At 66.5% G+C, this 22,983-nt stretch carries 17 protein-coding genes; 7 read left to right on the top strand and 10 right to left on the bottom strand.

Features of this window, described 5'->3' with window-relative positions; all coding sequences use genetic code 11:
• Nucleotides 1-40: 40 nt before the first annotated feature.
• Complete coding sequence (locus ACVPT3_RS10630) at nucleotides 41-748, bottom strand: glutathione S-transferase (protein ID WP_492040865.1); 708 nt, start codon at nucleotides 746-748, stop codon at nucleotides 41-43.
• Nucleotides 749-1,066: 318 nt separating this feature from the next.
• Between ACVPT3_RS10630 and rplJ the strand changes: the two genes are divergently transcribed.
• On the top strand, nucleotides 1,067-1,582 hold the full coding sequence (gene rplJ, locus ACVPT3_RS10625) for a 50S ribosomal protein L10 (RefSeq protein ID WP_492040864.1): 516 nt from the start codon (nucleotides 1,067-1,069) through the stop codon (nucleotides 1,580-1,582).
• A gap of 62 nt (nucleotides 1,583-1,644) precedes the next feature.
• Nucleotides 1,645-2,028, top strand: coding sequence for a 50S ribosomal protein L7/L12 (gene rplL, locus ACVPT3_RS10620; protein ID WP_183195528.1), 384 nt, complete (start codon nucleotides 1,645-1,647; stop codon nucleotides 2,026-2,028).
• A 134-nt stretch (nucleotides 2,029-2,162) separates the two neighbouring features.
• Here rplL and ACVPT3_RS10615 read toward each other — a convergent pair whose 3' ends face one another.
• On the bottom strand, nucleotides 2,163-3,074 hold the full coding sequence (locus tag ACVPT3_RS10615) for a CE1 family esterase (protein WP_492040863.1): 912 nt from the start codon (nucleotides 3,072-3,074) through the stop codon (nucleotides 2,163-2,165).
• A 129-nt stretch (nucleotides 3,075-3,203) separates the two neighbouring features.
• Here ACVPT3_RS10615 and ACVPT3_RS10610 point away from each other — a divergent pair, with 129 nt between their 5' ends.
• Nucleotides 3,204-3,881, top strand: coding sequence for a type 1 glutamine amidotransferase domain-containing protein (locus ACVPT3_RS10610; RefSeq protein WP_492040862.1), 678 nt, complete (start codon nucleotides 3,204-3,206; stop codon nucleotides 3,879-3,881).
• 187 nt (nucleotides 3,882-4,068) lie between these two features.
• On the opposite strand, the gene ACVPT3_RS10605 is transcribed toward ACVPT3_RS10610, so the two are convergent.
• From ACVPT3_RS10605 to ACVPT3_RS10585, 5 genes are all read right to left on the bottom strand, one after another.
• Nucleotides 4,069-6,054, bottom strand: a complete 1,986-nt coding sequence (locus ACVPT3_RS10605; protein WP_492040861.1) for a M61 family metallopeptidase — start codon at nucleotides 6,052-6,054, stop codon at nucleotides 4,069-4,071.
• A gap of 252 nt (nucleotides 6,055-6,306) precedes the next feature.
• Entirely contained in the window at nucleotides 6,307-8,274 is a 1,968-nt protein-coding gene (locus ACVPT3_RS10600) for a M61 family metallopeptidase (RefSeq protein ID WP_492043811.1), read from the bottom strand.
• Nucleotides 8,275-8,412: 138 nt separating this feature from the next.
• Nucleotides 8,413-8,898, bottom strand: coding sequence for a hypothetical protein (locus ACVPT3_RS10595; protein WP_492040860.1), 486 nt, complete (start codon nucleotides 8,896-8,898; stop codon nucleotides 8,413-8,415).
• 137 nt (nucleotides 8,899-9,035) lie between these two features.
• Nucleotides 9,036-9,590, bottom strand: coding sequence for an FKBP-type peptidyl-prolyl cis-trans isomerase (locus tag ACVPT3_RS10590; protein WP_492040859.1), 555 nt, complete (start codon nucleotides 9,588-9,590; stop codon nucleotides 9,036-9,038).
• Between the two features lie 37 nt (nucleotides 9,591-9,627).
• Nucleotides 9,628-10,467 (bottom strand): alpha/beta hydrolase, encoded by an 840-nt coding sequence (locus ACVPT3_RS10585; protein WP_492040858.1) that lies wholly within the window; start codon nucleotides 10,465-10,467, stop codon nucleotides 9,628-9,630.
• Between the two features lie 382 nt (nucleotides 10,468-10,849).
• On the opposite strand from ACVPT3_RS10585, the gene rpoB reads away from it, so the two are divergent.
• Together rpoB and rpoC are read left to right on the top strand one after the other, a co-directional pair.
• Nucleotides 10,850-14,965 (top strand): DNA-directed RNA polymerase subunit beta, encoded by a 4,116-nt coding sequence (rpoB, locus tag ACVPT3_RS10580; protein WP_008260904.1) that lies wholly within the window; start codon nucleotides 10,850-10,852, stop codon nucleotides 14,963-14,965.
• A gap of 133 nt (nucleotides 14,966-15,098) precedes the next feature.
• Entirely contained in the window at nucleotides 15,099-19,295 is a 4,197-nt protein-coding gene (gene rpoC / locus ACVPT3_RS10575; protein ID WP_492040857.1) for a DNA-directed RNA polymerase subunit beta', read from the top strand.
• Nucleotides 19,296-19,359: 64 nt separating this feature from the next.
• Here the strand turns inward: rpoC and ACVPT3_RS10570 are convergent, their stop codons facing one another.
• From ACVPT3_RS10570 to ACVPT3_RS10560, 3 genes are all read right to left on the bottom strand, one after another.
• Nucleotides 19,360-20,193 carry a hypothetical protein gene (locus ACVPT3_RS10570; protein WP_492040856.1) on the bottom strand — a complete coding sequence of 278 codons (834 nt, stop codon included), beginning with the start codon at nucleotides 20,191-20,193 and terminating at the stop codon, nucleotides 19,360-19,362.
• A complete protein-coding gene (locus ACVPT3_RS10565) occupies nucleotides 20,190-20,888 on the bottom strand; it encodes a hypothetical protein (RefSeq protein ID WP_492040855.1) in 699 nt (232 codons plus the stop codon). The genes ACVPT3_RS10570 and ACVPT3_RS10565 overlap by 4 nt, the downstream gene beginning before the upstream one ends.
• A 64-nt stretch (nucleotides 20,889-20,952) precedes the next feature.
• On the bottom strand, nucleotides 20,953-21,591 hold the full coding sequence (locus ACVPT3_RS10560) for a hypothetical protein (protein WP_492040854.1): 639 nt from the start codon (nucleotides 21,589-21,591) through the stop codon (nucleotides 20,953-20,955).
• A gap of 437 nt (nucleotides 21,592-22,028) precedes the next feature.
• Here ACVPT3_RS10560 and rpsL point away from each other — a divergent pair, with 437 nt between their 5' ends.
• Both rpsL and rpsG read left to right on the top strand, forming a co-directional pair.
• Nucleotides 22,029-22,403 carry a 30S ribosomal protein S12 gene (gene rpsL / locus ACVPT3_RS10555; RefSeq protein ID WP_008260482.1) on the top strand — a complete coding sequence of 125 codons (375 nt, stop codon included), beginning with the start codon at nucleotides 22,029-22,031 and terminating at the stop codon, nucleotides 22,401-22,403.
• An 81-nt stretch (nucleotides 22,404-22,484) separates the two neighbouring features.
• Nucleotides 22,485-22,958, top strand: coding sequence for a 30S ribosomal protein S7 (gene rpsG / locus ACVPT3_RS10550; RefSeq protein WP_267513794.1), 474 nt, complete (start codon nucleotides 22,485-22,487; stop codon nucleotides 22,956-22,958).
• Nucleotides 22,959-22,983: the final 25 nt, after the last annotated feature.

Here is a 22,983-nt window from a genome sequence, read left to right as displayed (position 1 = left end):
GCCAAGTCGCGAGCGGACATCGGCAGGCGAGCCCGCCCTGCTAGTCGTCCAGTTCGGGATATCGCCTGAACACGCCGTCCTGGTTGAAGGAGATGCGACGGGGGCTGTCGAGATAGGCGGCGATGCGGGGCAGGGCGGCCACGCGGTCGTGAAGCGCGACGACGCGCGGCGTCTCCTTCGTCACACGCGCCATCGCCCGGGGGAAGGCGTAGCGAAGGCCCTGCACCACCTGAAACAGCGACAGGTCGGCATAGGTCAGCCGGTCGCCGACGAGCCAGTTCGAACCCGCCTGATTGTGCTCCAGCACCCGCTCGGCCCAGGTCAGAAACTTCTTGATCCGCTGCGTGCGGAAACCCTCGGCGCGGCGGGCGGCCTCGGGCTTCTGGTCGTCGTAATAGGCCATCAGGTCGACCGGGTGATGGGTGTCGTGCGCCTCGGCGACCAGGTCCGCCAGGGTCAGCTGGATCTGGTTCAGCCAGGCGCGGTCGTTGTCGCCGTTCGGGGCCAGGCCCAGCTGCGGGCCGACCCAGGCCAGGATGGCGGCGACCTGGCCCACGGTGCGGTCGCCCAGCCGCAGGAAGGGCGGGGCGAAGGATGGCGTGGAGGCCTGTTTCATCAGCGTCATCATCGCCTTGCCTTCGTCCTGACGCGAGACGTCGATATAGTCGGCGCCGGCGACCTCGAGCGCCAGACGGACGAACTCGCCCCGCCCCTGGATAGTGGGCCAGTAGTAGAGTTCATAGGCCATGCGCTCGGCTCCTTGATTTCCTGTCGGGCTCCCTGTATGAGCGCCGCTTCCCGTCAGAGGTTCATGCCTTTGACGGTCCTGTCCGAGAACTTCGGGGCGTGGGGGTCACCCAGGCCGTAACTGTCAGAGAGCCCTCTGACGCCGTGGGGAGATGGGGACGCGAACCTGCGCTGTCAGCCCGCATTCCGGGACGGACGCCGTCAGACGCATCCTTCGGACAATACGACCGGCTTTAACGCTTCGCAGCGATGCGCGGCGCTTTGGCCAATCCGTCGTCGGGAATAAGCCCGGCGGCGAATACCAAGACTGGAGACCGCAATGGACCGCGCTCAAAAAGCCGAGTCGATCGAAACGCTCAAGGGCGTATTCGCCGACGCCGGCTCCGTGGTCGTGACCCACAACCTGGGTCTGACCGTTGCGGAAATGGAAGATCTGCGCGGACGTCTTCGTAAAGAAGGCGGCGCGTTCAAGGTGGTCAAGAACCGCCTGGCGCTGAAGGCGCTCGAAGCCGAAGAAGGCAGCGACTACCACGGCCTGTTCAAGGGTCCCGTGGGCATCGCGTACGCCGAGAACCCCGGTACGGCCGCCAAGGTCGCCACCGAGTTCGCCAAGGCCAATGATCGCTTCAAGATCATCGGCGGCTTCATGGGCGACACCGTCGTCGATCAGAAGGGCGTGGAAGTTCTTTCCAAGCTCCCGACCCTCGACGAAGTGCGCAGCCAACTCATCGGCCTGCTCAATGCGCCCGCGACCAAGATCGCCGGCGTGCTGCAAGCACCCGCCGGTCAGCTGGCTCGCGTGTTCAACGCCTACGCCACCAAGGAAGCCGCGTAAGCGGCACAGCCTTTCATCTCTGCATCACTCTCTAAAACCAATCCTCCGAAGGAAAACTGACAATGGCTGACCTCGCCAAGATCGTCGAAGACCTGTCCGCTCTGACCGTTCTCGAAGCTGCTGAACTGTCGAAGCTGCTTGAAGAAAAGTGGGGCGTCAGCGCCGCTGCTCCCGTCGCCATGGCCATGCCGGCCGGTGGTGGCGCTGCTCCGGCTGAAGCCGCCGAAGAGCAAACCGAATTCACCGTTGTCCTGATCGACGGCGGCGACAAGAAGATCAACGTGATCAAGGAAGTCCGTGGCGTGCGTTCGGACCTGGGGCTGAAGGAAGCCAAGGACCTGGTCGAAGGCGCTCCGCAGAACGTCGTCGAGAACGTCTCCAAGCAAGTCGCCGACGAAGTCGCCAAGAAGCTGACGGAAGCCGGCGCCAAGGTCCAGATCAAGTAAGATCTGACTTTCGGCAATTGCTGAATATCGGAAAGGCCCGGCGGGAAACCGCCGGGTCTTTCCTTTTTGGGGCCTATCGCCCTTCGGGCTACTTGAGGCCTGTGCGAGGCGCGACGGCTAGGGCTTGGTCTGTATCAGTTCTGCGGGCGTGATCGGGCGGCGAAGAAGGCCCACATGGCTTCGTTGTCGGCGACCCAGCTGTGGCCGCCGTCGCGGGTGATGCGGCCGACGACCTCGGCGCCCTCGCGGCAGTCGGCGTAGCCTTCCGCATAGACCGAAGCCGAGACCCAGTGCGTGGGGCGCGTCGTGGCGCAGCCGTTCAACTGGGCCCAGCGCTGCTCGGCCGCGTGCATCGTATAGCTCCAGTAGGGGGCGCCCCCGCCCTGGATCGGATTGGTCGTGTCCGCGTCACCGGCGAAGGCGATGACCGGCATGGGACGCGAGGGGCGGCAGGTGGCGGGGTCGGGCCGTTCGGGCGCCTTCTTGCGCGGATTGCCGGCGCGCAGGCCGACGACCGGCGCAATGGCGGCGAACCGGTCGGCGGCCACGCAGCCCAGCCAGGATGTCATCCGACCGCCGCCTGACAGGCCGGTGGCGTAGACCCGGCTGTCGTCGACGCAGCCCTGTGACGCCAGTTCCTCGACCATCTCCACCAGGAAAGCCACGTCGTCGGCATCGTCCGGACCCGGAACCTCGCCAGTGATGGTCGGTACGCCGGGCACATTCCAGACGAAGCCCCGGTCGACCGGGATGCCCGCGTCGGGGGCGGCGACGATGAAGCCGTGTCGGTCGGCAGTCTCGGCCAGGCCCGAAGCATTCAGAATTCCCGCCCCCGTGCCGCCGCTGCCGTGCAGGACGAAGACAAGGGGCGCAGGCTTGTCAGGGCCGAATCCGCGCGGAATATGGACCTGTACCACGCGCCGGTCGGGACCGAAGGCGACGCTGCGGGTGGCGCCGGGCTCTCCGACCGTGCAGTCGGCCCTGGCGACGGACGCCAACCCGAATAAGCCCAAACCGAGCGCCAAGGCTCCGAGCCAATGTCTCATACCACATGTCTCCTTCTGTACGGGTCGGCAGGGTGAAGCGATTCCGGGTGCGCCACACAGACCGATCGCCGACCATTGGTGGATCGGTCTGGCTTCCCATTTGTTAGGCCTGAAAAGGAGATCCCCCACATGAAGATCCTGACGGTTCTGACCTCGCACGATCAACTCGGCGACACCGGCAAGAAGACCGGCTTCTGGCTCGAGGAACTGGCTGCGCCCTATTATGCGATGAAGGACGCCGGCGCGGAGATCGTGCTTGCCTCGCCCAAAGGCGGTCAGCCGCCGCTGGACCCAAAGAGCGACGACGCGGACGCCCAGACCGAGGACACGCGCCGGTTCAAGGCCGATGCCGAGGCCCAGGCCGCCCTCGCCGCGACCGTCGAACTGGCGTCGGTGAAAGCCGATGATTTCGACGCCGTCTTCTATCCGGGCGGGCATGGCCCGTTGTGGGACCTGGCGAACGACGCCGATTCCATCGCCCTGATCGAGGCCTTCGCCAAGGCGGACAAGCCGACCGCCTTCGTTTGTCATGCGCCCGGCGTGTTGAAGTCGGTCAATGGCCCGAATGGCAATCCGCTGGTCGAGGGCCGCAAGGTGACGGGCTTCACCAACTCCGAAGAAGAGGCCGTTGGCCTGACCGAAGTGGTGCCCTTCCTGGTCGAGAATGTGCTGAGCGCCAACGGCGGCGACTATTCCAAGGGGCCGGACTGGGGGTCGTATGTAGTGGTCGACGGCAAGCTGGTGACGGGGCAGAACCCGGGCTCGTCGCGTGAAGCGGCTGAGGCGCTGCTGGGGTTGTTGAAGTAGGGGCTTACACCTCCCCGCGCGCGAAAGCGCGTGGGGAGGACAGATCGCGGTAGCGATCAGGAGGGGGCGACTCTGACAGTGGTGATGACCGGCTCCGCGCCCGGCACCGAGTCGCCCCCTCCTGGCGCTCTCTGACGCGATCGCCTGTCCTCCCCATTCGCCTGCGCGAATGGGGAGGTGATCTTTTCTAGCGCCGACGCGGAGCGAGAATTTCAGACAGACGATCCGGCGTTCCCTCGATCCGTTCGAGGCGCGGATAACGCAGGCCGTCGCGGTAGTCGAAGGCGACGGTACGGAAACGGTCGCCGGACTTGATCAGCAGTTCGAGGGGGGCGTCCGTGCCCTTGGCCGCGGTGACGGCGTTGCGCAGCACCTCGGCCGATCCGGCCTTGCTGTTGACGGCGACCAGGCTCCAGCCTGCGCCGATCCCCTGTTCGAAGGCGGGGCCGTCCCAGCGGATGTTGGTCAGCTTGTCGCCAGCCAGGGTGAAGCCCAGCGAATACTGGAAGTCGTTGGCCCAGCCGGTGTTGACGGCTTTTTCATCGGTGGTGGGGGTGTCGGTATAGGTCAGGCGCCAGCCGCCGCGCTCGATCCCCGCCAGGGGCGCGCGGGCGTCGGGGCCGACGGCGTCGAGGCGGTCGCGCAGGAAACCGGCCCAGTCGTGCGGGTGGACGGCGTTCAGGGCGGCGACGACCTGATCGAAGGTGTAGCCCTGGGGATTCCATTCGCCGTCGTCATGGCCGAAGAAGCCCTTGGCGAAGTCGTCGAGCGACTTGCGGCCGTTCGTCTCGGCCCGGATCAGGGTGTCGGCGTCCAGCCAGACCAGCAGGCTTTCGCGGTAATAGTCGCCGGTGCCGCGCATCCATGACGGGAACTGGCCGGGGACGCGGTAGCCGAGGAGGTTGTGGTTGTTCGTGTCCTGAAGGGCCCGCCACTGGCGCCCCGGCTGGTTGTCGTAGAAGGCGGCGACATTGGCCAGGGTGGCCAGGGCGACAGGCTTGGAGTGCAGGCCGGCGCGGGCGGCCAGGACGTCGCCCCAGTATTCGGTCTGGCCCTCATAGACCCACAGCAGGGTGTTCTGGGTCGGGACATTGTGGTTGGCGGTCAGTTCGTCCGCCGGGCGCATGAACTTGCCGTTCCAGGAGTGGGTGTACTCGTGCGGCAGCAGGCCCCGGTCGCCGGCGCTCTTGGCCCAGCCGGTGAAGAACTCAGGCTTGCCGGTATTCTCTGAACTGCGGTGATGCTCCAGGCCTATGCCGCCCATCTGATCGGTCAGGGCGAACAGGAACTCATAGTTGTCGAAGTGGCGGGCGCCGAACAGGCGGTCGGCCTGCTGGACCATGGTCTCGTAGAGCTTCAACTGCTCGTCGGTGGCGGCCAGGCCCTTCTCCTCATCGGCGAGGAGGTTCAGGTGGACCCTTGATTCAGACGGGGCGCCGGTCGGGTCGATATCGACGCGGCGGTAGTGGGCGCCGGCGAACATCGGGCTGTCGATCAGGGTGTAGAGGTCGGTCGTCTCGAAGGTGGCGACGTCGCCTTCGCGGGACGCCGTGGTCAGGGCCGTGCCGTACTTCCAGCCAGAGGGCAGGACGACGGAGGCGGCGACCGGGATCTGGCGGCTGTAGTAGCCGGCCGGATAGAGGATGGCCTTCTCCCACTGCAGATTGACCATGGCCGGGGTCATCAGGACGCGCCAGTTGGAGCTGTCCGGCTGGGTCAGTTGCTGGAATTCGACCTCGATGCTGGTCACGCCCGCCGGGATGTCGAGGTGGAAGGCGTAGGGATCGAGGGTGTCGCGCAGCCACTCGATCCGCTGTCCGTTCGCCGTGACCGTCAGGCCGGCCAGCAGCTGGATCGGGCCGGTGTCGGCGTGGTTGCCGGGCAGGTATTTCGGATAGAGCAGGGTCAGGGGGCCGGGACCGGCGACGGGGATGGTTTGGCGGACGCGGATGATGCGGCGGTCGAGGTCGGTGATGTCGGCGCGGTACTGGATGACGCCGGGATAGGGGGTGTCGGCAGGCGCCGGGATGGCCGGCTGAGGCCGGGGCAGGGCCAGAGCGGCCTGGGTCGGGTCGGTGACGACCGGCGTGGACTGGAAGTCCTGGGCCAGGGCCGGGGCGGCGGTCATCAGGGCGGCGAGGCAGGCGGCGGCGGTCAGGCGGGTACGCGGCATCAGGTCATCCGAACGGGAGGGCAGGCCTGCACCGTCGGGGAGAGGGGGAGAGGCGTCAAGGGACACAACGTCACCTCCCTGTGCGCGAAGGCGCGCGGGGAGGACAGGTCGCGCCAGCGACCAGGCGGGGGCGACTCCGACGGTGGGGGTGACCGCGCCAGCTTCAGGCGCCGAGTCGCCCCCTCCTGGCGTTCGCTGACGCTCTCGCCTGTCCTCCCCGTCGGCCTTCGCCGACGGGGAGGTGAGTTTGGTTCAGCGTTTGCGGGGCGTCAGGATGTCGCTCAGTCGGTCGGGGGTTCCCTCGATCCGTTCCAGGCGCGGATAGCGCAGGCCGTCGTGGTAGGGGAGGGTGATGGTCTTGTACTGGTCGCCGTCCTTGACGATCAGGGTGACGGACACGGCCGGATCCTTGGCGGCGGTGATGGCCGCAGCGATGCGGTCGGGGTTGGAGGCCTGGCCGTTGACGGCGACGATCTCCATGCCCGGCGCCAGGCCGGCGTCGAAGGCGGGGCTGCCCCACTGGACGCTGCGGATGGCGTTGTTCTCGCCGGTCTGGAAGCCCAGCGAATAGGTGAAGTCGTTGCGCTTGAACTCCCCGAACAGGGTCTTCTGATAGGCGGTCGGGGTCTCGCCATAGGCCAGGCGCCAGCCGCCGCGCGTCAGGCCGTCCAGCGGCGCCTGGGCGTCGGGGCCGGTCGCGTCCAACCGGGTGCGCAGGAAGGTCGCCCAGTCGTTGGCGACGACGCCGTTCAGGGCCGCCACCACATCTTCGAAGGTGTAGGGCGCCGGTTCGAAACTGCCGTCCTGGACGCCGTAGAAGGCCTTGGCGAAGTCATCCAGCGACTTGCGGCCGCCGGTCTTCTCCCGGATCGTCGTGTCGACGTCGAGCCAGATCAGCTGGCCCTCCGAATAATAGTCCTCGTCGCGCTGCCACGACAGCCAGGCCTTGGGTTGGCGCTGGCTGATGATCGGGTCGTTGGTCGTGTCCTGAAGCGCGCGCCATTGGCGGCCGACGCGGGCGTCATAGGTCGCGGCGGTCATGGCCAGGGACTCCATCGCCTGGTCCTTGGTCAGCAGGCCGGAGCGGGCGGCGATCACCTGCCCGTAGTATTGGGTCTGGCCTTCATAGACCCAGAGCAGACTGTTCTGCATCGGGCTGTTGAAGTTGGGGACCAACTGGTCGGCGGGGCGACGCCATTTGCCGTCCCAGGAGTGGTTCATCTCGTGGCTGAGCAGGTCGCGGTCACCGAGATGGGTGGCCCAGCCGGTGAAGAACTCCGGATCGACCGAGTTTTCGGAACTGCGGTGATGCTCCAGACCGATGCCGCCCAGCTTGTCGGTCATGGCGATCAGGAAGTCGTAGTGGTCGAAATGGCGGGCGCCGTACAGGCGGTCCATCTGAACGACCAGATTGCGCAGGATCTGGATCTGCTCGTCCGTGGCCTCAAGGTTTTTCGTCTCGTCCGCGACGAAGTTGGCGCGAACGGGCGAGCGGCCGCCGGGGTTCAGGTCGATCTGGCGATAGTGGAGCCCGGCGAAGACGGGGCTGTCGATCAGGACTTCCAGATTGACCGGCTTGAAGGTCTGGACGTCGCCGTCCTTGGTTTGCGGCTCCAGCGCCGTGCCGAACTGCCAGCCGGTCGGGAACTTGACCTTGGGCTGGACCATGATGTTCCGCGACCAGTGGCCGGCGGGATAAAGCAGCATCTTCTCCCACTGGATGTTCAGCATCTCGGGCGTCATGGTCACCCGGCCCTGATTGCCGGTGGTCGGCGACAGGTGTTGCATGGTCACGGTCAGGCTGGTCGCGCCGGCCGGGACGGTCAGGTGGTAGGCGAAGGGCGAGAGGGTGTCGCGCACCCATTCGACGCGCTGGCCGTTCGCGGTGATCTCGATGCCCGCCAGTTGGGTGATCGGGCCGACGGGGCCGTGGTTGCCGGGCAGCCATTCGGGGAAGAAGAGGGTCATGGGCCCCGGCTGCGCCACCGGAATGGTCTCGGTGATCGCGAAGATATGCTGGACCAGGTTGGTGGCGTCGATATCGAGCGTGATCACGCCTGGGTAGGCGACGTCGCGGGCGGCGGGGATGGCGGGCAGGGGCGCGGCCAGGGCGGGCGGCGCCGCCGACGCCTGCTGGGCCAGGGCCGCAGGGGCGGCGGAGGCGAGCAGGAGGGCGACGCCGAGGCCGAGGGAGGCGGCGCGTAGGTGGAAGGGGGACATCGACACGAACTCTCAAGCCACTAGGGGAGGGCGCGACAGTCCGCCGCAGGGTGCGGTGCGTCAAGGTTTCAGAGGGGCCGAAATTGCACTCCGCGCCCTAAAACAGTGCAATGTGCAAAAGAGTGCAATTTCGGCCGGTCAGACTTCCTCCCTCGGTCTCAGCGGGGGGACGTCGGGTAAGAAGGGCGCGCTGTCCGGGTCGGTGGCCCAGGCGTAACTGAGCACCGTCGCCTTGTCGTAGTTCGCCATCTCGAACAGATCCTGGTGCAGCTTGCTCCAGCCGCGCGCCTCGATCAGCCGGCCCTCGCGCACCGCACGGGCGACATTGGCCCAGGCCAGGCGAGCTATGTCCGCCGAGCTGCAGGGCGCGCCGGCGTCCAGCAAGGCGATATCTTCGGGAGGCTGCTGGGCGAGGACGTCGCCTTCGGTCCTGTCGCAAAGACGCCAGGCTTCAGTGCGGGCGCGCCATCGGAAGGTCGACAGGCTGAGGCCATGGCGCTCGCAGACCTCGGCGGCCGAGGCGCCGGCGAAATAGTCGGCGCGGGCGGCGGCCCAGACCTTGGGGGGACGCCGCGTCCAGAGAGACGGCGGGGCGGAGACGGGGGGCGAAAGATCATCGGTCATGCCGATCATCTTGCTTGAGCCGCCAGCTCAGGCGCGCTGGAAGGCTGATTTAGTTCTCAAATCGTTGAACAGGCAAGGCAAAGACTTCAGAATTAGGAAATCCGAGGACGCTCTGCGCGCCTAATTCGCTGCGCTGGTCAGCCCGCAGGCTTGACCTCAAGCAGTTCGACCGAGAAGCGCAGGGTCGAGTTGGGCGGCAGTTCGTCGCCGCCGACCCAGCGGCCGCCGTAGCCGAGCGAGGCGGGGATGACGAACTCATAGATCTCGCCGACCCGCATCAGGGCGACGCCCTCGGTCCAGCCCTTGATGACGCGGTTCAGCGGGAACTCGGCCGGTTCGTTGCGGGCGTAGGAGCTGTCGAACTCGCGTCCGTCGATGAAGGTGCCGCGATAGTGGACCTTGACCGTGTCGGTCGCCGACGGCTGGGCGCCTTCGGGGTGGGCCTTGCCGACGCGGCGGTACTGAAGGCCGCTTTCGGTCGTGGTCCAGCCGCGCCGGGCGCCGTTCCAGGCCAGATAGGCGGTGTTGCCCGCGTCCCAGGCCTGCTGCGGCGTGAGCGATGCCTGACCCTCCACCTCGGCGGCGGCGCGGGCGGCGGCCGAGGCGGTCTCGGCATAGGTGACGGGCTCGCCGCGCGAGGCGCAGGCGGATAGGGCGAGGGCGGCGAGCAGGGGCAGGGCGATGCGAGTCATAAGGCGACGCTAGGACGCCCTGTGAGGCGCGTCCAGTTCAGAGCCCGGTCAGGGCTGCGGAAACGCGCGGCTGGAAGTCGGGCTGTTCGCCAACGTCGTTGTGGCCGGCCTGAGGGAAGCTGAGGTGTTCGACCTTGACGCCTTCGGCCTCGAGTTCTCGGGCCAGACGGCGACTGAGCGACGCCGGCAGGGTGTCGTCGCGGCCCGCCTCCAGCACCACCGCCTTGCCGGGATAGGCCTGAAGCGCGGCCGGGATGTCGATGCTGTTCAGATTGGGCGCGATGTGGATGCGCACGAAGGGACGCGCCCAGCCGACCATGGTGTCGACGGCGGCGCGGGTGCTGGGGGTCGTCGTCTCCAGCACCAGGGCGTCGGCGCGCATATATTGCGCGGCCTGGGCGCAGACGGGGCCGCCCAGGGAATGGCCCCAGGCGATCAGCTTGCGGCCCTCGGCGTCGGCCTGGGCGCGGGCGGCGTCGGCGACGGCCGTGCCGGCGGCCATGAAGGTCGCGTAGTCAGCCTGGCCCGCCGTGTCGCCATAGCCGGGATAGTCGAACATCAGGGCGTCGCCGAACGGCGCCAGCTTGGCGGCGGTCCTGCCCGCGCCGGCGCTGCGCCGAAAGAGATTGCCGCCGCAGAACAGGATCAGGGGCGCGCCGGCGCGACCGGTCCGAACGCGGGTGACGCCCACGGCTCCGCCCGAGTAGGGAAGGCTGAGGACGTCGGCCTCAAAATCCATAGGGATATCGGCGGGCAGGGTGATCTTTTCGGCGGCCAGCCGGGTGTCGGGATAGAAGAAGGCGTCCTCCGGGACGTTCATCGACAGGCAGCCGGACAGCAGAACGGCGGCGGCCAGGATCGTAAGGCGTCGGTGCATGTTTCGCTCTCCCCTGGAACGATCATGCGGAGGTCGCCGGGGTTGTCAATCGGGTGCGTAGGCGACGGTTTCGCCCTGCCGTCGTCTGGTTCCCGAAAAACTGCGACCCAGGTCTTTATTTCGCCGTGGAAGCGAGTATATGTCCGCGTTCCGCAACACTCCTAAAGAGTCTGCGCGCAAGCGCCGAGGCCCGGTCCGTCGCCCTCCGACCGGAGCGAAGGCGCGGCTCCTTCCCCAGGGAGCCGGTACATTTCAGGCGTCCTGGCCCGGCAGCGGGCCGAGGGTGGACGCCGAAAACCTGGCTGCGGACGCTTAAACGCGCGCCGTGGCTGCTGCATTTCACGCGCGATTTCCCCGGATTGCGCGCCATGGGAAACACTGAATGACTGACGTCGCCCACGATCTCGCCATCAACGGTCAGATCGCTTCCGCCACTTCGTTCACCGGCAAGAAGCGCATCCGCAAATCCTTCGGGCGCATCCCCGAAGCGGTTGCGATGCCGAACCTGATTGAGGTCCAGCGCGCTTCCTACGAACAGTTCCTGCAACGCGAGGTCCGCCCGGGCCAGCGCAAGGAGCAGGGCATCGAGGCGGTCTTCAAGTCGGTGTTCCCGATCAAGGACTTCAACGAACGCGCCATCCTGGAATACGTCTCGTACGAGTTCGAGGATCCGAAGTACGACGTTGAGGAATGCATCCAGCGCGACATGACCTATGCCGCGCCGCTGAAGGTCAAGCTGCGGCTGATCGTGTTCGAGACCGACGAGGAAACGGGAGCCCGTTCGGTCAAGGACATCAAGGAGCAGGACGTCTACATGGGCGACATCCCGCTCATGACGGACAAGGGCACCTTCATCGTCAACGGCACCGAGCGCGTGATCGTCTCGCAGATGCACCGTTCGCCGGGCGTCTTCTTCGACCACGACAAGGGCAAGACGCACAGCTCGGGCAAGCTGCTGTTCGCCGCCCGCGTGATCCCCTACCGCGGTTCGTGGCTGGACTTCGAGTTCGACGCCAAGGACGTGGTCTATGTCCGCATCGACCGCCGCCGCAAGCTGCCGGCCACGACCTTCCTGATGGGTCTGGGCATGGACGGCGAAGAAATCCTGAAGACCTTCTACGAGACCGTGCCCTACGAGAAGCGCGGCGAGGGCTGGGTCACGCCGTACAAGGCCGAGCGTTGGCGCGGTGTGAAGCCGGAGTTCGACCTGGTCGACGCCGACACCGGCGAAGTGATCGCCCAGGCCGGCCAGAAGATCAGCGCCCGCGCCGCCAAGAAGCTGGGCGACACCACGACCTCGCTGTCGCTGGCCGCCGACGCTCTGGTCACCAAGTACCTGGCCAATGACGCCGTCAACTTCGAGACCGGCGAGATCTTCGCCGAGGCCGGCGACGAGCTGGACGCCCCGACCATCGAAGTGCTGGAGCAAAACGGCTTCACCACCATCGAGGTGCTGGACATCGACCACGTCACGGTCGGCGCCTACATGCGCAACACCCTGCGCATCGACAAGAACGACACCCGCGAGGACGCCCTGTTCGACGTCTATCGCGTGATGCGTCCGGGCGAGCCGCCCACCCCGGAAGCCGCCGACAACATGTTCAACTCGCTGTTCTTCGACAGCGAACGCTATGACCTGTCGGCCGTCGGCCGGGTCAAAATGAACATGCGCCTGGAGACCCCCGAGGTTTCCGACGAGATCCGCGTCCTGCGCAAGGACGACGTGCTGAAGGTGCTGCAGATCCTGGTCGGCCTGAAGGACGGCCGCGGCGAGATCGACGACATCGACAACCTGGGCAACCGCCGGGTCCGTTCGGTCGGCGAACTGCTGGAAAACCAGTACCGCGTCGGCCTGCTGCGGATGGAGCGCGCCATCAAGGAGCGCATGTCCTCGGTCGATATCGACACGGTCATGCCGCACGACCTGATCAACGCCAAGCCGGCCGCCGCTGCGGTTCGCGAGTTCTTCGGTTCGTCGCAGCTGTCGCAGTTCATGGACCAGACGAACCCGCTGTCGGAAATCACCCACAAGCGTCGCCTTTCGGCGCTTGGCCCGGGCGGTCTGACGCGTGAGCGCGCGGGCTTCGAAGTCCGCGACGTGCACCCTACCCACTACGGCCGCATCTGCCCGATCGAAACGCCGGAAGGCCCGAACATCGGCCTGATCAACTCGCTGGCCACCCACGCGCGCGTCAACAAGTACGGCTTCATCGAGAGCCCGTACCGTCGCGTGAAGGACGGCGTGGCCCAGAACGAGGTGGTCTACATCTCGGCCATGGAAGAGTCGAAATACACGATCGCCCAGGCCAACATCGAACTGAAGAACGGCAGCATCGTCGAGGACCTGGTCCCCGGCCGGATCAACGGTGAATCCCAGCTGCTGAACCGCGACGCCGTGGACATGATGGACGTGTCGCCGAAGCAGGTCGTTTCGGTCGCCGCCGCCCTGATCCCCTTCCTGGAAAACGATGACGCCAACCGGGCCCTGATGGGCGCGAACATGCAACGTCAGGCCGTGCCTCTGGTGCAGTCGGACGCGCCGCTGGTCGGCACCGGCATGGAAGCGGTTGTGGCCGTGGACTCCGGCGCCGTCGTGGTCGCCCGTCGTGAAGGCGTCGTCGAACAGATCGACGGCACCCGGATCGTCGTGCGCGCCACCGGCGACGTGGACGCCGCCCGTTCGGGCGTCGACATCTATCGCCTGTCGAAGTTCCAGCGTTCCAACCAGTCGACCTGCATCAACCAGCGCCCGATCGTGCGCGTGGGCGACCAGGTGAAGGCCGGCGACGTCATCGCCGACGGCCCCTCGACGGACCTGGGCGAACTGGCCCTGGGCCGCAACGCCCTCGTCGCCTTCATGCCCTGGAACGGCTACAACTTCGAAGACTCCATCCTGATCTCGGAGCGCATCGTGCGCGACGACGTCTTCACCTCCATCCACCTCGAGGAATTCGAAGTGATGGCGCGTGATACGAAGTTGGGCCCGGAGGAAATCACCCGCGACATCCCCAACGTCGGCGAGGAAGCCCTGCGCAACCTCGACGAAGCAGGCATCGTGGCCATCGGCGCCGAGGTCCAGCCGGGCGACATCCTGGTCGGCAAGGTGACGCCGAAGGGCGAAAGCCCGATGACCCCGGAAGAGAAGCTGCTGCGCGCCATCTTCGGCGAGAAGGCTTCGGACGTCCGTGACACCAGCCTGCGCCTGCCGCCCGGCGTCGCCGGCACGATCGTCGACGTTCGCGTCTTCAACCGTCACGGCGTCGACAAGGACGAGCGCGCCATGGCGATCGAACGCGCCGAGATCGAACGCCTGGGCAAGGACCGCGACGATGAGCTCAAGATCCTTGAGCGCAACGTCTATGGCCGCCTGAAGCCGCTGATCCTGGGCAAGAACGCCGTCTCGGGCCCGAAGGGCATCGGTCGCGGCGAACTGACCGAAGAGAAGCTGGCCGAGGTCAGCCGTGGTCTGTGGTGGCAGATCGCCTTGGACGACGAAAAGGCCATGGGCGAGCTGGAGGCGATGAAGCGCCAGTTCGAGGACGCCCGTAAGCAACTGGACCGTCGTTTCGAAGACAAGGTCGAGAAGCTGCAACGCGGCGACGAACTGCCCCCCGGCGTGATGAAGATGGTCAAGGTCTTCGTGGCCGTGAAGCGCAAGCTTCAGCCCGGCGACAAGATGGCCGGCCGTCACGGCAACAAGGGCGTCATCTCCAAGATCCTGCCGATCGAGGACATGCCGCACCTGGAAGACGGCACCCACGTTGACGTCGTTCTGAACCCGCTGGGCGTGCCTTCCCGCATGAACATCGGTCAGATCTTCGAGACCCACCTGGGTTGGGCCGCCGCCGGCCTGGGCAAGCAGATCTCCGGTCTGCTGGAAGCCTGGCAGCAGGGGGGTCAGAAGCAGGCGCTGATCGATCGTCTGACCCATATCTACGGCCCGGAAACCCCGTTGCCGCAGGATGAGGAAGAGCTGATCGAACTGGCGAAGAACCTGTCCAAGGGCGTGCCCTTCGCGACCCCGGTCTTCGACGGTGCGCACATCGGCGACATCGAACGCCTGCTGGAAGAAGCGGGGCTGAACAAGTCGGCCCAGTCGATCCTGTACGACGGCCAGACCGGCGAGCAGTTCAAGCGTCCGGTCACGGTCGGCTACATCTACATGCTGAAGCTGCACCACCTGGTCGACGACAAGATCCACGCCCGTTCGATCGGCCCGTACTCGCTCGTCACCCAGCAGCCGCTGGGCGGCAAGGCGCAGTTCGGCGGTCAGCGCTTCGGGGAAATGGAGGTCTGGGCTCTGGAAGCTTACGGCGCCGCCTACACCCTGCAGGAGATGCTGACGGTGAAGTCCGATGACGTGGCCGGCCGGACCAAGGTCTACGAGGCCATCGTCCGCGGCGACGACAGCTTCGAGGCCGGCATTCCCGAGAGCTTCAACGTGCTCATCAAGGAAATGCGTTCGCTGGGTCTGAACGTGGAGCTGGAGAACAGCTGAGTTTGCAGTGGCGAGTGACGAGTGGCGAGTGGCGAGAAATCGCCGCCGCCGCTCGGGCCTCACTCGCCGCTAACCACTCGCCAGTCTCCACTCTTCTCTATTTTCGCGGCCCCCGCCGCAGAAGGAAAACAAGATGAACCAGGAAGTCCTGAACATCTTCAACCCGGTCCCGGTCACCCCGACTTTCGACCAGATCAAGATCGCCCTGGCCTCGCCGGAGAAGATCCGGTCGTGGTCGTTCGGCGAGATCAAGAAGCCGGAAACCATCAACTACCGCACGTTCAAGCCCGAGCGTGACGGCCTGTTCTGCGCCCGTATCTTTGGCCCGACCAAGGACTACGAATGCCTGTGCGGCAAGTACAAGCGCATGAAGTACAAGGGCATCATCTGCGAGAAGTGCGGGGTTGAAGTCACCCTGGCCCGCGTTCGCCGCGAGCGCATGGGTCACATCGACCTGGCCGCCCCGGTCGCCCACATCTGGTTCCTGAAGTCGCTGCCGTCGCGCATCTCGCTGATGCTGGACATGGCGCTGAAGGACGTCGAGCGCGTCCTGTATTTCGAGAACTATATCGTCACCGAGCCGGGCCTGACCCCGCTGAAGCAGAACCAGCTGCTGACGGAAGACGAGTTCTACCGCTACCAGGAAGAATACGGCGATGACGGCTTCACCGCCGAGATCGGCGCCGAGGCCGTCCGCAACCTGCTGATGGGCATCGACCTGCACGCCGAGGCTGAAAAGCACCGCGGCGAGCTGGCCGACAATCCGTCAGAAATGAAGGCCAAGAAGGCGTCCAAGCGCCTGAAGCTGATCGAGGCCTTCCTGGAATCGGGCAACAAGCCCGAGTGGATGATCCTGACCATCGTGCCGGTCATCCCGCCGGAACTGCGCCCGCTGGTGCCGCTGGACGGCGGTCGTTTCGCGACCTCCGACCTGAACGACCTGTATCGCCGCGTCATCAACCGGAACAACCGCCTCAAGCGCCTGATGGAGCTGCGGGCGCCGGACATCATCATCCGTAACGAAAAGCGGATGCTGCAGGAATCCGTCGACGCCCTGTTCGACAACGGCCGTCGCGGTCGGGTGATCACGGGCGCCAACAAGCGTCCGCTGAAGTCGCTGGCCGACATGCTGAAGGGCAAGCAAGGCCGCTTCCGTCAGAACCTGCTGGGCAAGCGCGTCGACTACTCGGGCCGTTCGGTCATCACCGTGGGTCCGGAACTGAAGCTGCACGAGTGCGGCCTGCCCAAGAAGATGGCGCTCGAGCTGTTCAAGCCCTTCATCTATGCGCGCCTGGACGCCAAGGGCCTGTCGGGCACCGTCAAGCAATCCAAGCGCATGGTCGAGCGCGAACAGCCCGCCGTCTGGGACATTCTGGACGAGGTCATCCGCGAGCACCCGGTTCTGCTGAACCGCGCGCCGACGCTGCACCGTCTGGGCATCCAGGCGTTCGAACCCAAGCTGATCGAGGGCAAGGCCATCCGCCTGCACCCGCTGGTCTGTACGGCGTTCAACGCCGACTTCGACGGCGACCAGATGGCTGTTCACGTCCCGCTGAGCCTCGAGGCCCAGCTGGAAGCGCGCGTCCTGATGATGTCGACCAACAACATCCTGTCGCCCGCCAACGGCAAGCCGATCATCGTGCCGTCGCAGGACATCGTCCTGGGTCTGTACTACCTGTCGCTGGTCAAGGACGGCGAGCCGGGTGAAGGCAAGCTGTTCGCCAACATCGGCGAAATCGACGCCGCGCTGGACGCCAAGGTCGTCACCCTGCACAGCCGCATCAAGGCGCGCTGGACGGAACAGGACGCCGAAGGCAAGGAGGTGACCAAGGTCATCGACACCACGCCGGGCCGGATGAAGCTGGCGGCCCTGCTGCCGCGTAACCCGAACGTCGGCTACCGCCTGCTCGAGAAGAACCTGACCAAGAAGGAAATCGGCAATCTGATCGACGTGGTCTATCGCCACTGCGGTCAGAAGGCGACGGTCATCTTCGCCGACCAGATGATGGGCCTGGGCTTCCGCGAGGCCGCCAAGGCGGGCATCTCGTTCGGCAAGGACGACATCGTCATTCCGGCCAAGAAGGTCGAACTGGTCGCCGAGACCCGCACCCAGGTCGAGGAGTACGAGCAACAGTACGCCGACGGCCTGATCACGCGCGGCGAGAAGTACAACAAGGTGGTCGACGCCTGGGCCAAGGCCACGGACCGGATCGCCGACGCCATGATGGCCGAGATCGCGCAGCCGCGCGTGCTGATCGAGGGTGAAAACCCCGACATCAACTCGGTGTTCATGATGGCCAACTCGGGCGCCCGGGGTTCGCAGGCGCAGATGAAGCAACTGGGCGGGATGCGCGGCCTGATGGCCAAGCCCTCCGGCGAGATCATCGAGACGCCGATCACCTCGAACTTCAAGGAAGGCCTGACCGTTCTTGAATACTTCAACTCCACCCACGGCGCCCGTAAGGGTCTGGCCGACACCGCGCTGAAGACCGCCAACTCGGGTTATCTGACCCGCCGTCTGGTGGACGTGGCGCAGGACTCGATCGTCACCGAACAGGACTGCGGCTCGACGCGCGGCATCACCCTGCGTGCGGTGATGGAGGGCGGTGACGTCCTGGTCTCGCTGGGCGCCCGGATCCTGGGTCGCTATGCGGCCGAGGACATCAAGGAGCCGGGCACGGACACCGTCCTGTTCCCCGCCGACACCTATCTGGTGGAAGAAGTGGTCGAGGCCGTCGACGCCGCCGGCGTTCAGTCGGTCAAGGTCCGTTCGGCCCTGACCTGCGAGGCGGAAGCCGGCATCTGCGCCCACTGCTACGGGCGTGACCTGGCGCGCGGCACCAACGTCAACATCGGCGAAGCGGTCGGCGTCATCGCCGCCCAGTCGATCGGCGAGCCGGGCACCCAGCTGACCATGCGGACCTTCCACATCGGCGGTACGGCCCAGGTGGCGGAAACCTCCTTCATGGAGGCGACCAATGCCGGTACGGCCAAGATCACCGGCCCGACCGTCGTCGCGGCCCACGGCGACCTGGTGGCGATGAGCCGCAACGTCATCGTGACCGTGGTCGTGGACGGCAAGGATCGCGAGACCCATAAGGCCCCCTACGGCGCCCGGATCCGGGTCAAGGAGGGCGGCGAGGTCAAGAAGGGCCAACGTCTGGCGGAGTGGGACCCCTACACCACCCCGATCCTGACGGAAGTCGGCGGCCTGATCCGCTTCGAGGATCTGGTCGAAGGCCTGTCGGTCAAGGAAGAAACCGACGAAGCGACGGGCATCGCCCAGCGTGTCGTCAGCGACTGGCGCGCCAGCCCGCGTGGTTCGGACCTGCGTCCGGCCATGGGCGTAACCCTGGGCGACGCCTACGCCAAGCTGGCCTCGGGCTCTGACGCCCGGTACCTGCTGCCCGTGGGCGCGGTTCTGTCCGTGTCGAACGGCGACGAGGTCAAGCCGGGCGAAATCATCGCCCGCGTTCCGACCGAAGGCGCCAAGACCCGCGACATCACCGGCGGTCTGCCGCGCGTCGCCGAACTGTTCGAAGCTCGCCGTCCGAAGGACTGCGCGGTCATCGCCGAGATGGATGGTCGCGTCGAATTCGGTCGCGACTACAAGAACAAGCGCCGCATCAAGATCACGCCGGAAGTCAACGCCGACGGCGTGCAGGGCGAACCGGTCGAGTTCCTGATCCCGAAGGGCAAGCACATCTCCGTCCACGACGGCGATCTGATCCAGAAGGGCGACTACATCATCGACGGCAACCCGGATCCGCACGACCTGCTGCGCATCCAGGGCGTCGAGGCGCTGGCCGAGTATCTGGTGAACGAAGTGCAGGAGGTCTATCGACTGCAAGGCGTGCCGATCAACGACAAGCACATCGAAGTCATCGTGCGTCAGATGCTGCAGAAGGTCGAAGTCCTGGATTCGGGTGAAACCACCCTGATCCGTGGCGACACCGTCGAAGTCGCCGAAGCCGTTCTGGAAAACCAGAAGGTCGAGAAGCGCGGCGGCCGTCTGGCCACCACCCAGCCCGTCCTGCTGGGCATCACCAAGGCGTCGCTGCAAACCCGCAGCTTCATCTCGGCGGCGTCCTTCCAGGAGACCACCCGCGTCCTCACCGACGCCTCGGTCCACGGCAAGAAGGACATGCTGGAAGGCCTGAAGGAGAACGTCATCGTCGGCCGCCTGATCCCGGCCGGTACGGGCGCCTATCTGCGGGCCCTGCAGAAGATCGCCAACGATCGCGACGCCGAGCTGACGCAAGCCCGCGAAGACGCGATCGAGCCGTTGCCGGCCGATCTGCAACTGGAGCTGGAGAGCAGCGAAGGCTGATCTCCGGGTTCGGATGTGATGAAATGAAGAGGGCGGCGCCGGCGACGGCGCCGCCCTTTTTCGTTCAGTCGTCGGCCTTGCCGCCGATGCGAAGTCCGCCGAGGCTGGCCGACAGGCCCTGCGGACGGCGTTCGCCCGGATTGATCGTCGTCTGCGCACCCTGGCGCATGTCGACGCCGGGCACGTCGGGCAGCTGAGCGCCCGCACAGCCCGTGCCGAAGTTCGAGCCGACGCAATCCGCCGGCCCGACCACGCCGACGCCGCCGGACAGGGGACGGCGGCGTTGTTCCCATTCCGCCAGACGGCGCGCGCCCTCGCGGGCAAAGGCGGCGTCGCGTTGGGGATTGCCTGAGCCGGTGATCGGCGCGGCGTTCTCTCCCCGGCGCGCGAACTCGTCGCGGCAATGGCGGCGCTCCATCTCGTTCAACAGGTTGGGCGAGGCGCAGCCGGGCAAACCTTGGCGCAGCGACCGCGCCATGGCCCCGCCGCGATTGGCGGGATCCACGCGCCAGACATCGGCGGGCGGGGGCGCGCCTGGAGGAGCCGGCGCGGCCAGACGTGGACGCAACGGGGCAGGGCGGGGCACAGCCTCCGCTTCGGGCGCGGGCGCACGAACAGAAGGCGCCGCCGAGGACGTCTGGGCGGCTGCGGCGGGCGCGATATCCGGCGTGGCCAGGGTCGGCACACGGGGTCGTTCGTCCGGCAGCAGGGGACGGGGTTCGATGTCCAGATAGATCGGCGGCGGTTCAGCGATAAAATCTCGCCCCTCGATCCCCAGCGCGGTGAAGGACAGGGCGGCGATCAGGGCGGTGTTGATGGCGACAGACGCCGTCGCCAGACCCGCCTTGCGCCAGTCAGGGCGTCGGGATTGGGGACGAGGCAGGGCGGACACGCTCATTCACGACGCTTTCTGAGGTTGGGCAGTATGCCGTCCCGCGAGGAGAATAGCTCGACGCTGACGTTGACGCCTTCGCACCCGGACATGGGATTGGGATTTTCGCAAGGCGGATCGCCCCGAGGCGGCTCGGCCCGCTGCGCCTCCCATGCGGCCAGGCGTCTGGCGCCCTGACGCGCGAAAGCGGCGTCCCGCTCCGGATCGCCCGATCCGGCGATGGCGCGCGAGCCTTCGCTTAGGCGCGCCCATCGGGCGTCGCAGCGTTGGCGGTCTTCGACAGTCAGGCGATGCGGCGCGTCGCATGAGGTCAGGCCGACGCTCGCCCGCCCGGCGCGCGGCGCCGTGCCGGGCGCGACGCGCCACCGCTCGTCGATGGAAGGCCCGGCCGGAACGGCGGGTGCCGGCGGCGGAACCTCGTCCGAAGCGAGATGGGAAGCAACGACCTGGCGCGCGGCGGCGGAGGCCGCGAGATCCGATCGGCGAGATGCGACGCGGGCGGCCCGGTCGGTGGCCAGGGGCTGGCGCGGTTCGATGTCGAGATAGAGGGGGTGAGGACTGGCGCGGGCGAGGATTCGAGGCTCGGTTTCGCCGAAGTGGAGCAGCGCGATCAGTCCGGCGTTGAGGCCGAGCGATGCGGCGACCAGACCGGCGTTCCGCCAGCCCCTGCCGTATGACCGTTCGCTTCGCCTTTGCGCCACACGTCCTCCGGTCCGCCAAACTGGGCCGCGAGCATGGCGACTTTCGGGTCGATCCATCGTCGGCTCAGTTCTTGCCGAACAGGGAGCGAAGGCCGGGGTAGTCGCCCTCGCCCGACCTGTAGTCGCGCCACCGCTTCTTGGCCGCCGCCTCGCGGGCGAAGCCGGAGGCCCGATCCTCGTCGCCGGATGGTTGCAGCGGCGGGTCGCGCGGATCGACCTGGGCGAGGGCCAAGTCCCGGCAGCGTCGCTGTTCGGCCGGCGCCAGGGTTTCGGGCCAGGCGCAGTTGGGCGGGCCGTGGCGAGGCGCGCGCACTGAAGGCGCGCCGTGCGCGAGCAGACTGTCGCGGCGAGCAAGCCATTCCCGAGAGAGACCCGCCGGGAGGGCGGCCGGCGCGCCTTTATCCATGTCCGACGCCCGCTCATCCGTGTCCGCCGCCCGATCGATGGCCCTCGACGGCGTGGACGGGGAGGGGAAGGCGACGTCCCCGCCGTCTTTGGGTTCGAGGGGCGAGGCGGGGGCTGCGGGCCGGATCGGCGGCGGCGGCGCGGGTTCGATATCGAGATAGAGTATCGGGCCGACAGCGAGGGGGCGCTGCGTCCGCGCACCCCGGCCCTCCATCGACAGCAGGGCCAGAACCGCAGCGTTCACGCCTAGAGCAGCGACAGTCGCGCCCGCCCAGCCGATCCTGCCCGTCGTCGCCATGCCGTCCGTCCCCCACCGACCGTTCGATCGAAGCTCGACTGCAAGGGTGGCTGGATTCAGGCGCTGGTTTGTCTTGTTCGCGTTACGGCTGTGTGGCGAGGACTTCTCGGGGGAGGTACGTTCGGCTGTATATCCGCGACTTCTTGACCTTTCCCCCCATCGCGCGTAGAAGCCGCCCACTTTCGAGGCGTGGCCGGTTCGCCGGTCGCCGAGATCGTGACAATTGAACGGACGGGCTGTGCCCGCCGGAACGCCCAAAGCGCGCGTTCCGGCCCTTTGTGTTTTCCGGCTTGCCGGAGAGAACGCAGGGGCTGTTTGGGTCACGCACTCAGTCTCGATGACACCCGGGCGAGGGGATGGTCCCCCGTTCACAAGAAGGCGAGAGGCGCTTCGGTCGAAAGACACACGCCTCCATCAGAAGTCGAGATAAGTTTCGAATGCCTACGATCAACCAGCTGATCCGCAAGCCGCGCAAGCCCAAGCCCACCCGTAACAAGGTGCCGGCTCTGGAGGGTTCGCCCCAGCGTCGCGGCGTCTGCACCCGCGTTTACACCACGACCCCTAAGAAGCCGAACTCGGCTCTGCGTAAGGTCGCCAAGGTCCGTCTGGCCAAGAACGGCTACGAAGCCGTTTGCTACATCCCCGGTGAAGGCCACAACCTTCAGGAACACTCGGTTGTTCTGATCCGCGGCGGCCGCGTGAAGGACTTGCCCGGCGTTCGCTACCACATCCTGCGCGGCGTGCTCGACACGCAAGGCGTCAAGGATCGCAAGCAGCGTCGTTCGCACTACGGCGCCAAGCGTCCGAAGTAAGCCATTCGCGTCCGGGTCTTTGCGCCCGGAGGCCTTTTCGAGATCTTCCCGGCGAGCGCCGGGCACTGCAAGGAATACTCCATGTCGCGTCGTCACCGCGCCCAGAAGCGTGAAGTTCTGCCGGATCCCAAGTTCGGCGATCTGATCGTCACCAAGTTCATGAACTACGTCATGTACGAAGGTAAGAAGGCCGTCGCCGAGAACATCGTTTACGGCGCCTTCGACATCCTGGCGGACAAGAAGAAGGAGCAGACTGCGGTCGAGACCTTCCACACCGCTCTGGACAATGTCGCGCCTTCGGTCGAAGTCCGTTCGCGTCGCGTCGGCGGCGCCACCTATCAGGTGCCGGTCGAGGTCCGTCCGGACCGTCGCCGCGCCCTGGCCATCCGCTGGCTGGTGAACGCTGCGCGCAAGCGCGGTGAAAACACCATGACCGAAAAGCTGGCCGCCGAGCTGCTGGACGCCTCGAACAACCGCGGCACCGCGGTCAAGAAGCGCGAAGACACCCACAAGATGGCCGAGGCGAACCGCGCCTTCAGCCACTATCGCTGGTAAGCGTCTTAAAACCGTCTCCCTTTCG

The sequence above is a fragment of the Brevundimonas sp. FV1ps31S genome (genome assembly GCF_058681265.1).
Note: the sequence above shows the minus strand (reverse complement) of the source record. Positions and strands in the feature narration are given on the sequence as shown.

Coding starts and splice junctions, on each gene's coding strand:
- ACVPT3_RS10630 (WP_492040865.1), bottom strand. CDS start 748: ATGGCCTATGAACTCTACTACTGGCCCACTATCCAGGGGCGGGGCGAG.
- rplJ (WP_492040864.1), top strand. CDS start 1,067: ATGGACCGCGCTCAAAAAGCCGAGTCGATCGAAACGCTCAAGGGCGTA.
- rplL (WP_183195528.1), top strand. CDS start 1,645: ATGGCTGACCTCGCCAAGATCGTCGAAGACCTGTCCGCTCTGACCGTT.
- ACVPT3_RS10615 (WP_492040863.1), bottom strand. CDS start 3,074: ATGAGACATTGGCTCGGAGCCTTGGCGCTCGGTTTGGGCTTATTCGGG.
- ACVPT3_RS10610 (WP_492040862.1), top strand. CDS start 3,204: ATGAAGATCCTGACGGTTCTGACCTCGCACGATCAACTCGGCGACACC.
- ACVPT3_RS10605 (WP_492040861.1), bottom strand. CDS start 6,054: ATGCCGCGTACCCGCCTGACCGCCGCCGCCTGCCTCGCCGCCCTGATG.
- ACVPT3_RS10600 (WP_492043811.1), bottom strand. CDS start 8,274: ATGTCCCCCTTCCACCTACGCGCCGCCTCCCTCGGCCTCGGCGTCGCC.
- ACVPT3_RS10595 (WP_492040860.1), bottom strand. CDS start 8,898: ATGACCGATGATCTTTCGCCCCCCGTCTCCGCCCCGCCGTCTCTCTGG.
- ACVPT3_RS10590 (WP_492040859.1), bottom strand. CDS start 9,590: ATGACTCGCATCGCCCTGCCCCTGCTCGCCGCCCTCGCCCTATCCGCC.
- ACVPT3_RS10585 (WP_492040858.1), bottom strand. CDS start 10,467: ATGCACCGACGCCTTACGATCCTGGCCGCCGCCGTTCTGCTGTCCGGC.
- rpoB (WP_008260904.1), top strand. CDS start 10,850: ATGACTGACGTCGCCCACGATCTCGCCATCAACGGTCAGATCGCTTCC.
- rpoC (WP_492040857.1), top strand. CDS start 15,099: ATGAACCAGGAAGTCCTGAACATCTTCAACCCGGTCCCGGTCACCCCG.
- ACVPT3_RS10570 (WP_492040856.1), bottom strand. CDS start 20,193: ATGAGCGTGTCCGCCCTGCCTCGTCCCCAATCCCGACGCCCTGACTGG.
- ACVPT3_RS10560 (WP_492040854.1), bottom strand. CDS start 21,591: ATGGCGACGACGGGCAGGATCGGCTGGGCGGGCGCGACTGTCGCTGCT.
- rpsL (WP_008260482.1), top strand. CDS start 22,029: ATGCCTACGATCAACCAGCTGATCCGCAAGCCGCGCAAGCCCAAGCCC.
- rpsG (WP_267513794.1), top strand. CDS start 22,485: ATGTCGCGTCGTCACCGCGCCCAGAAGCGTGAAGTTCTGCCGGATCCC.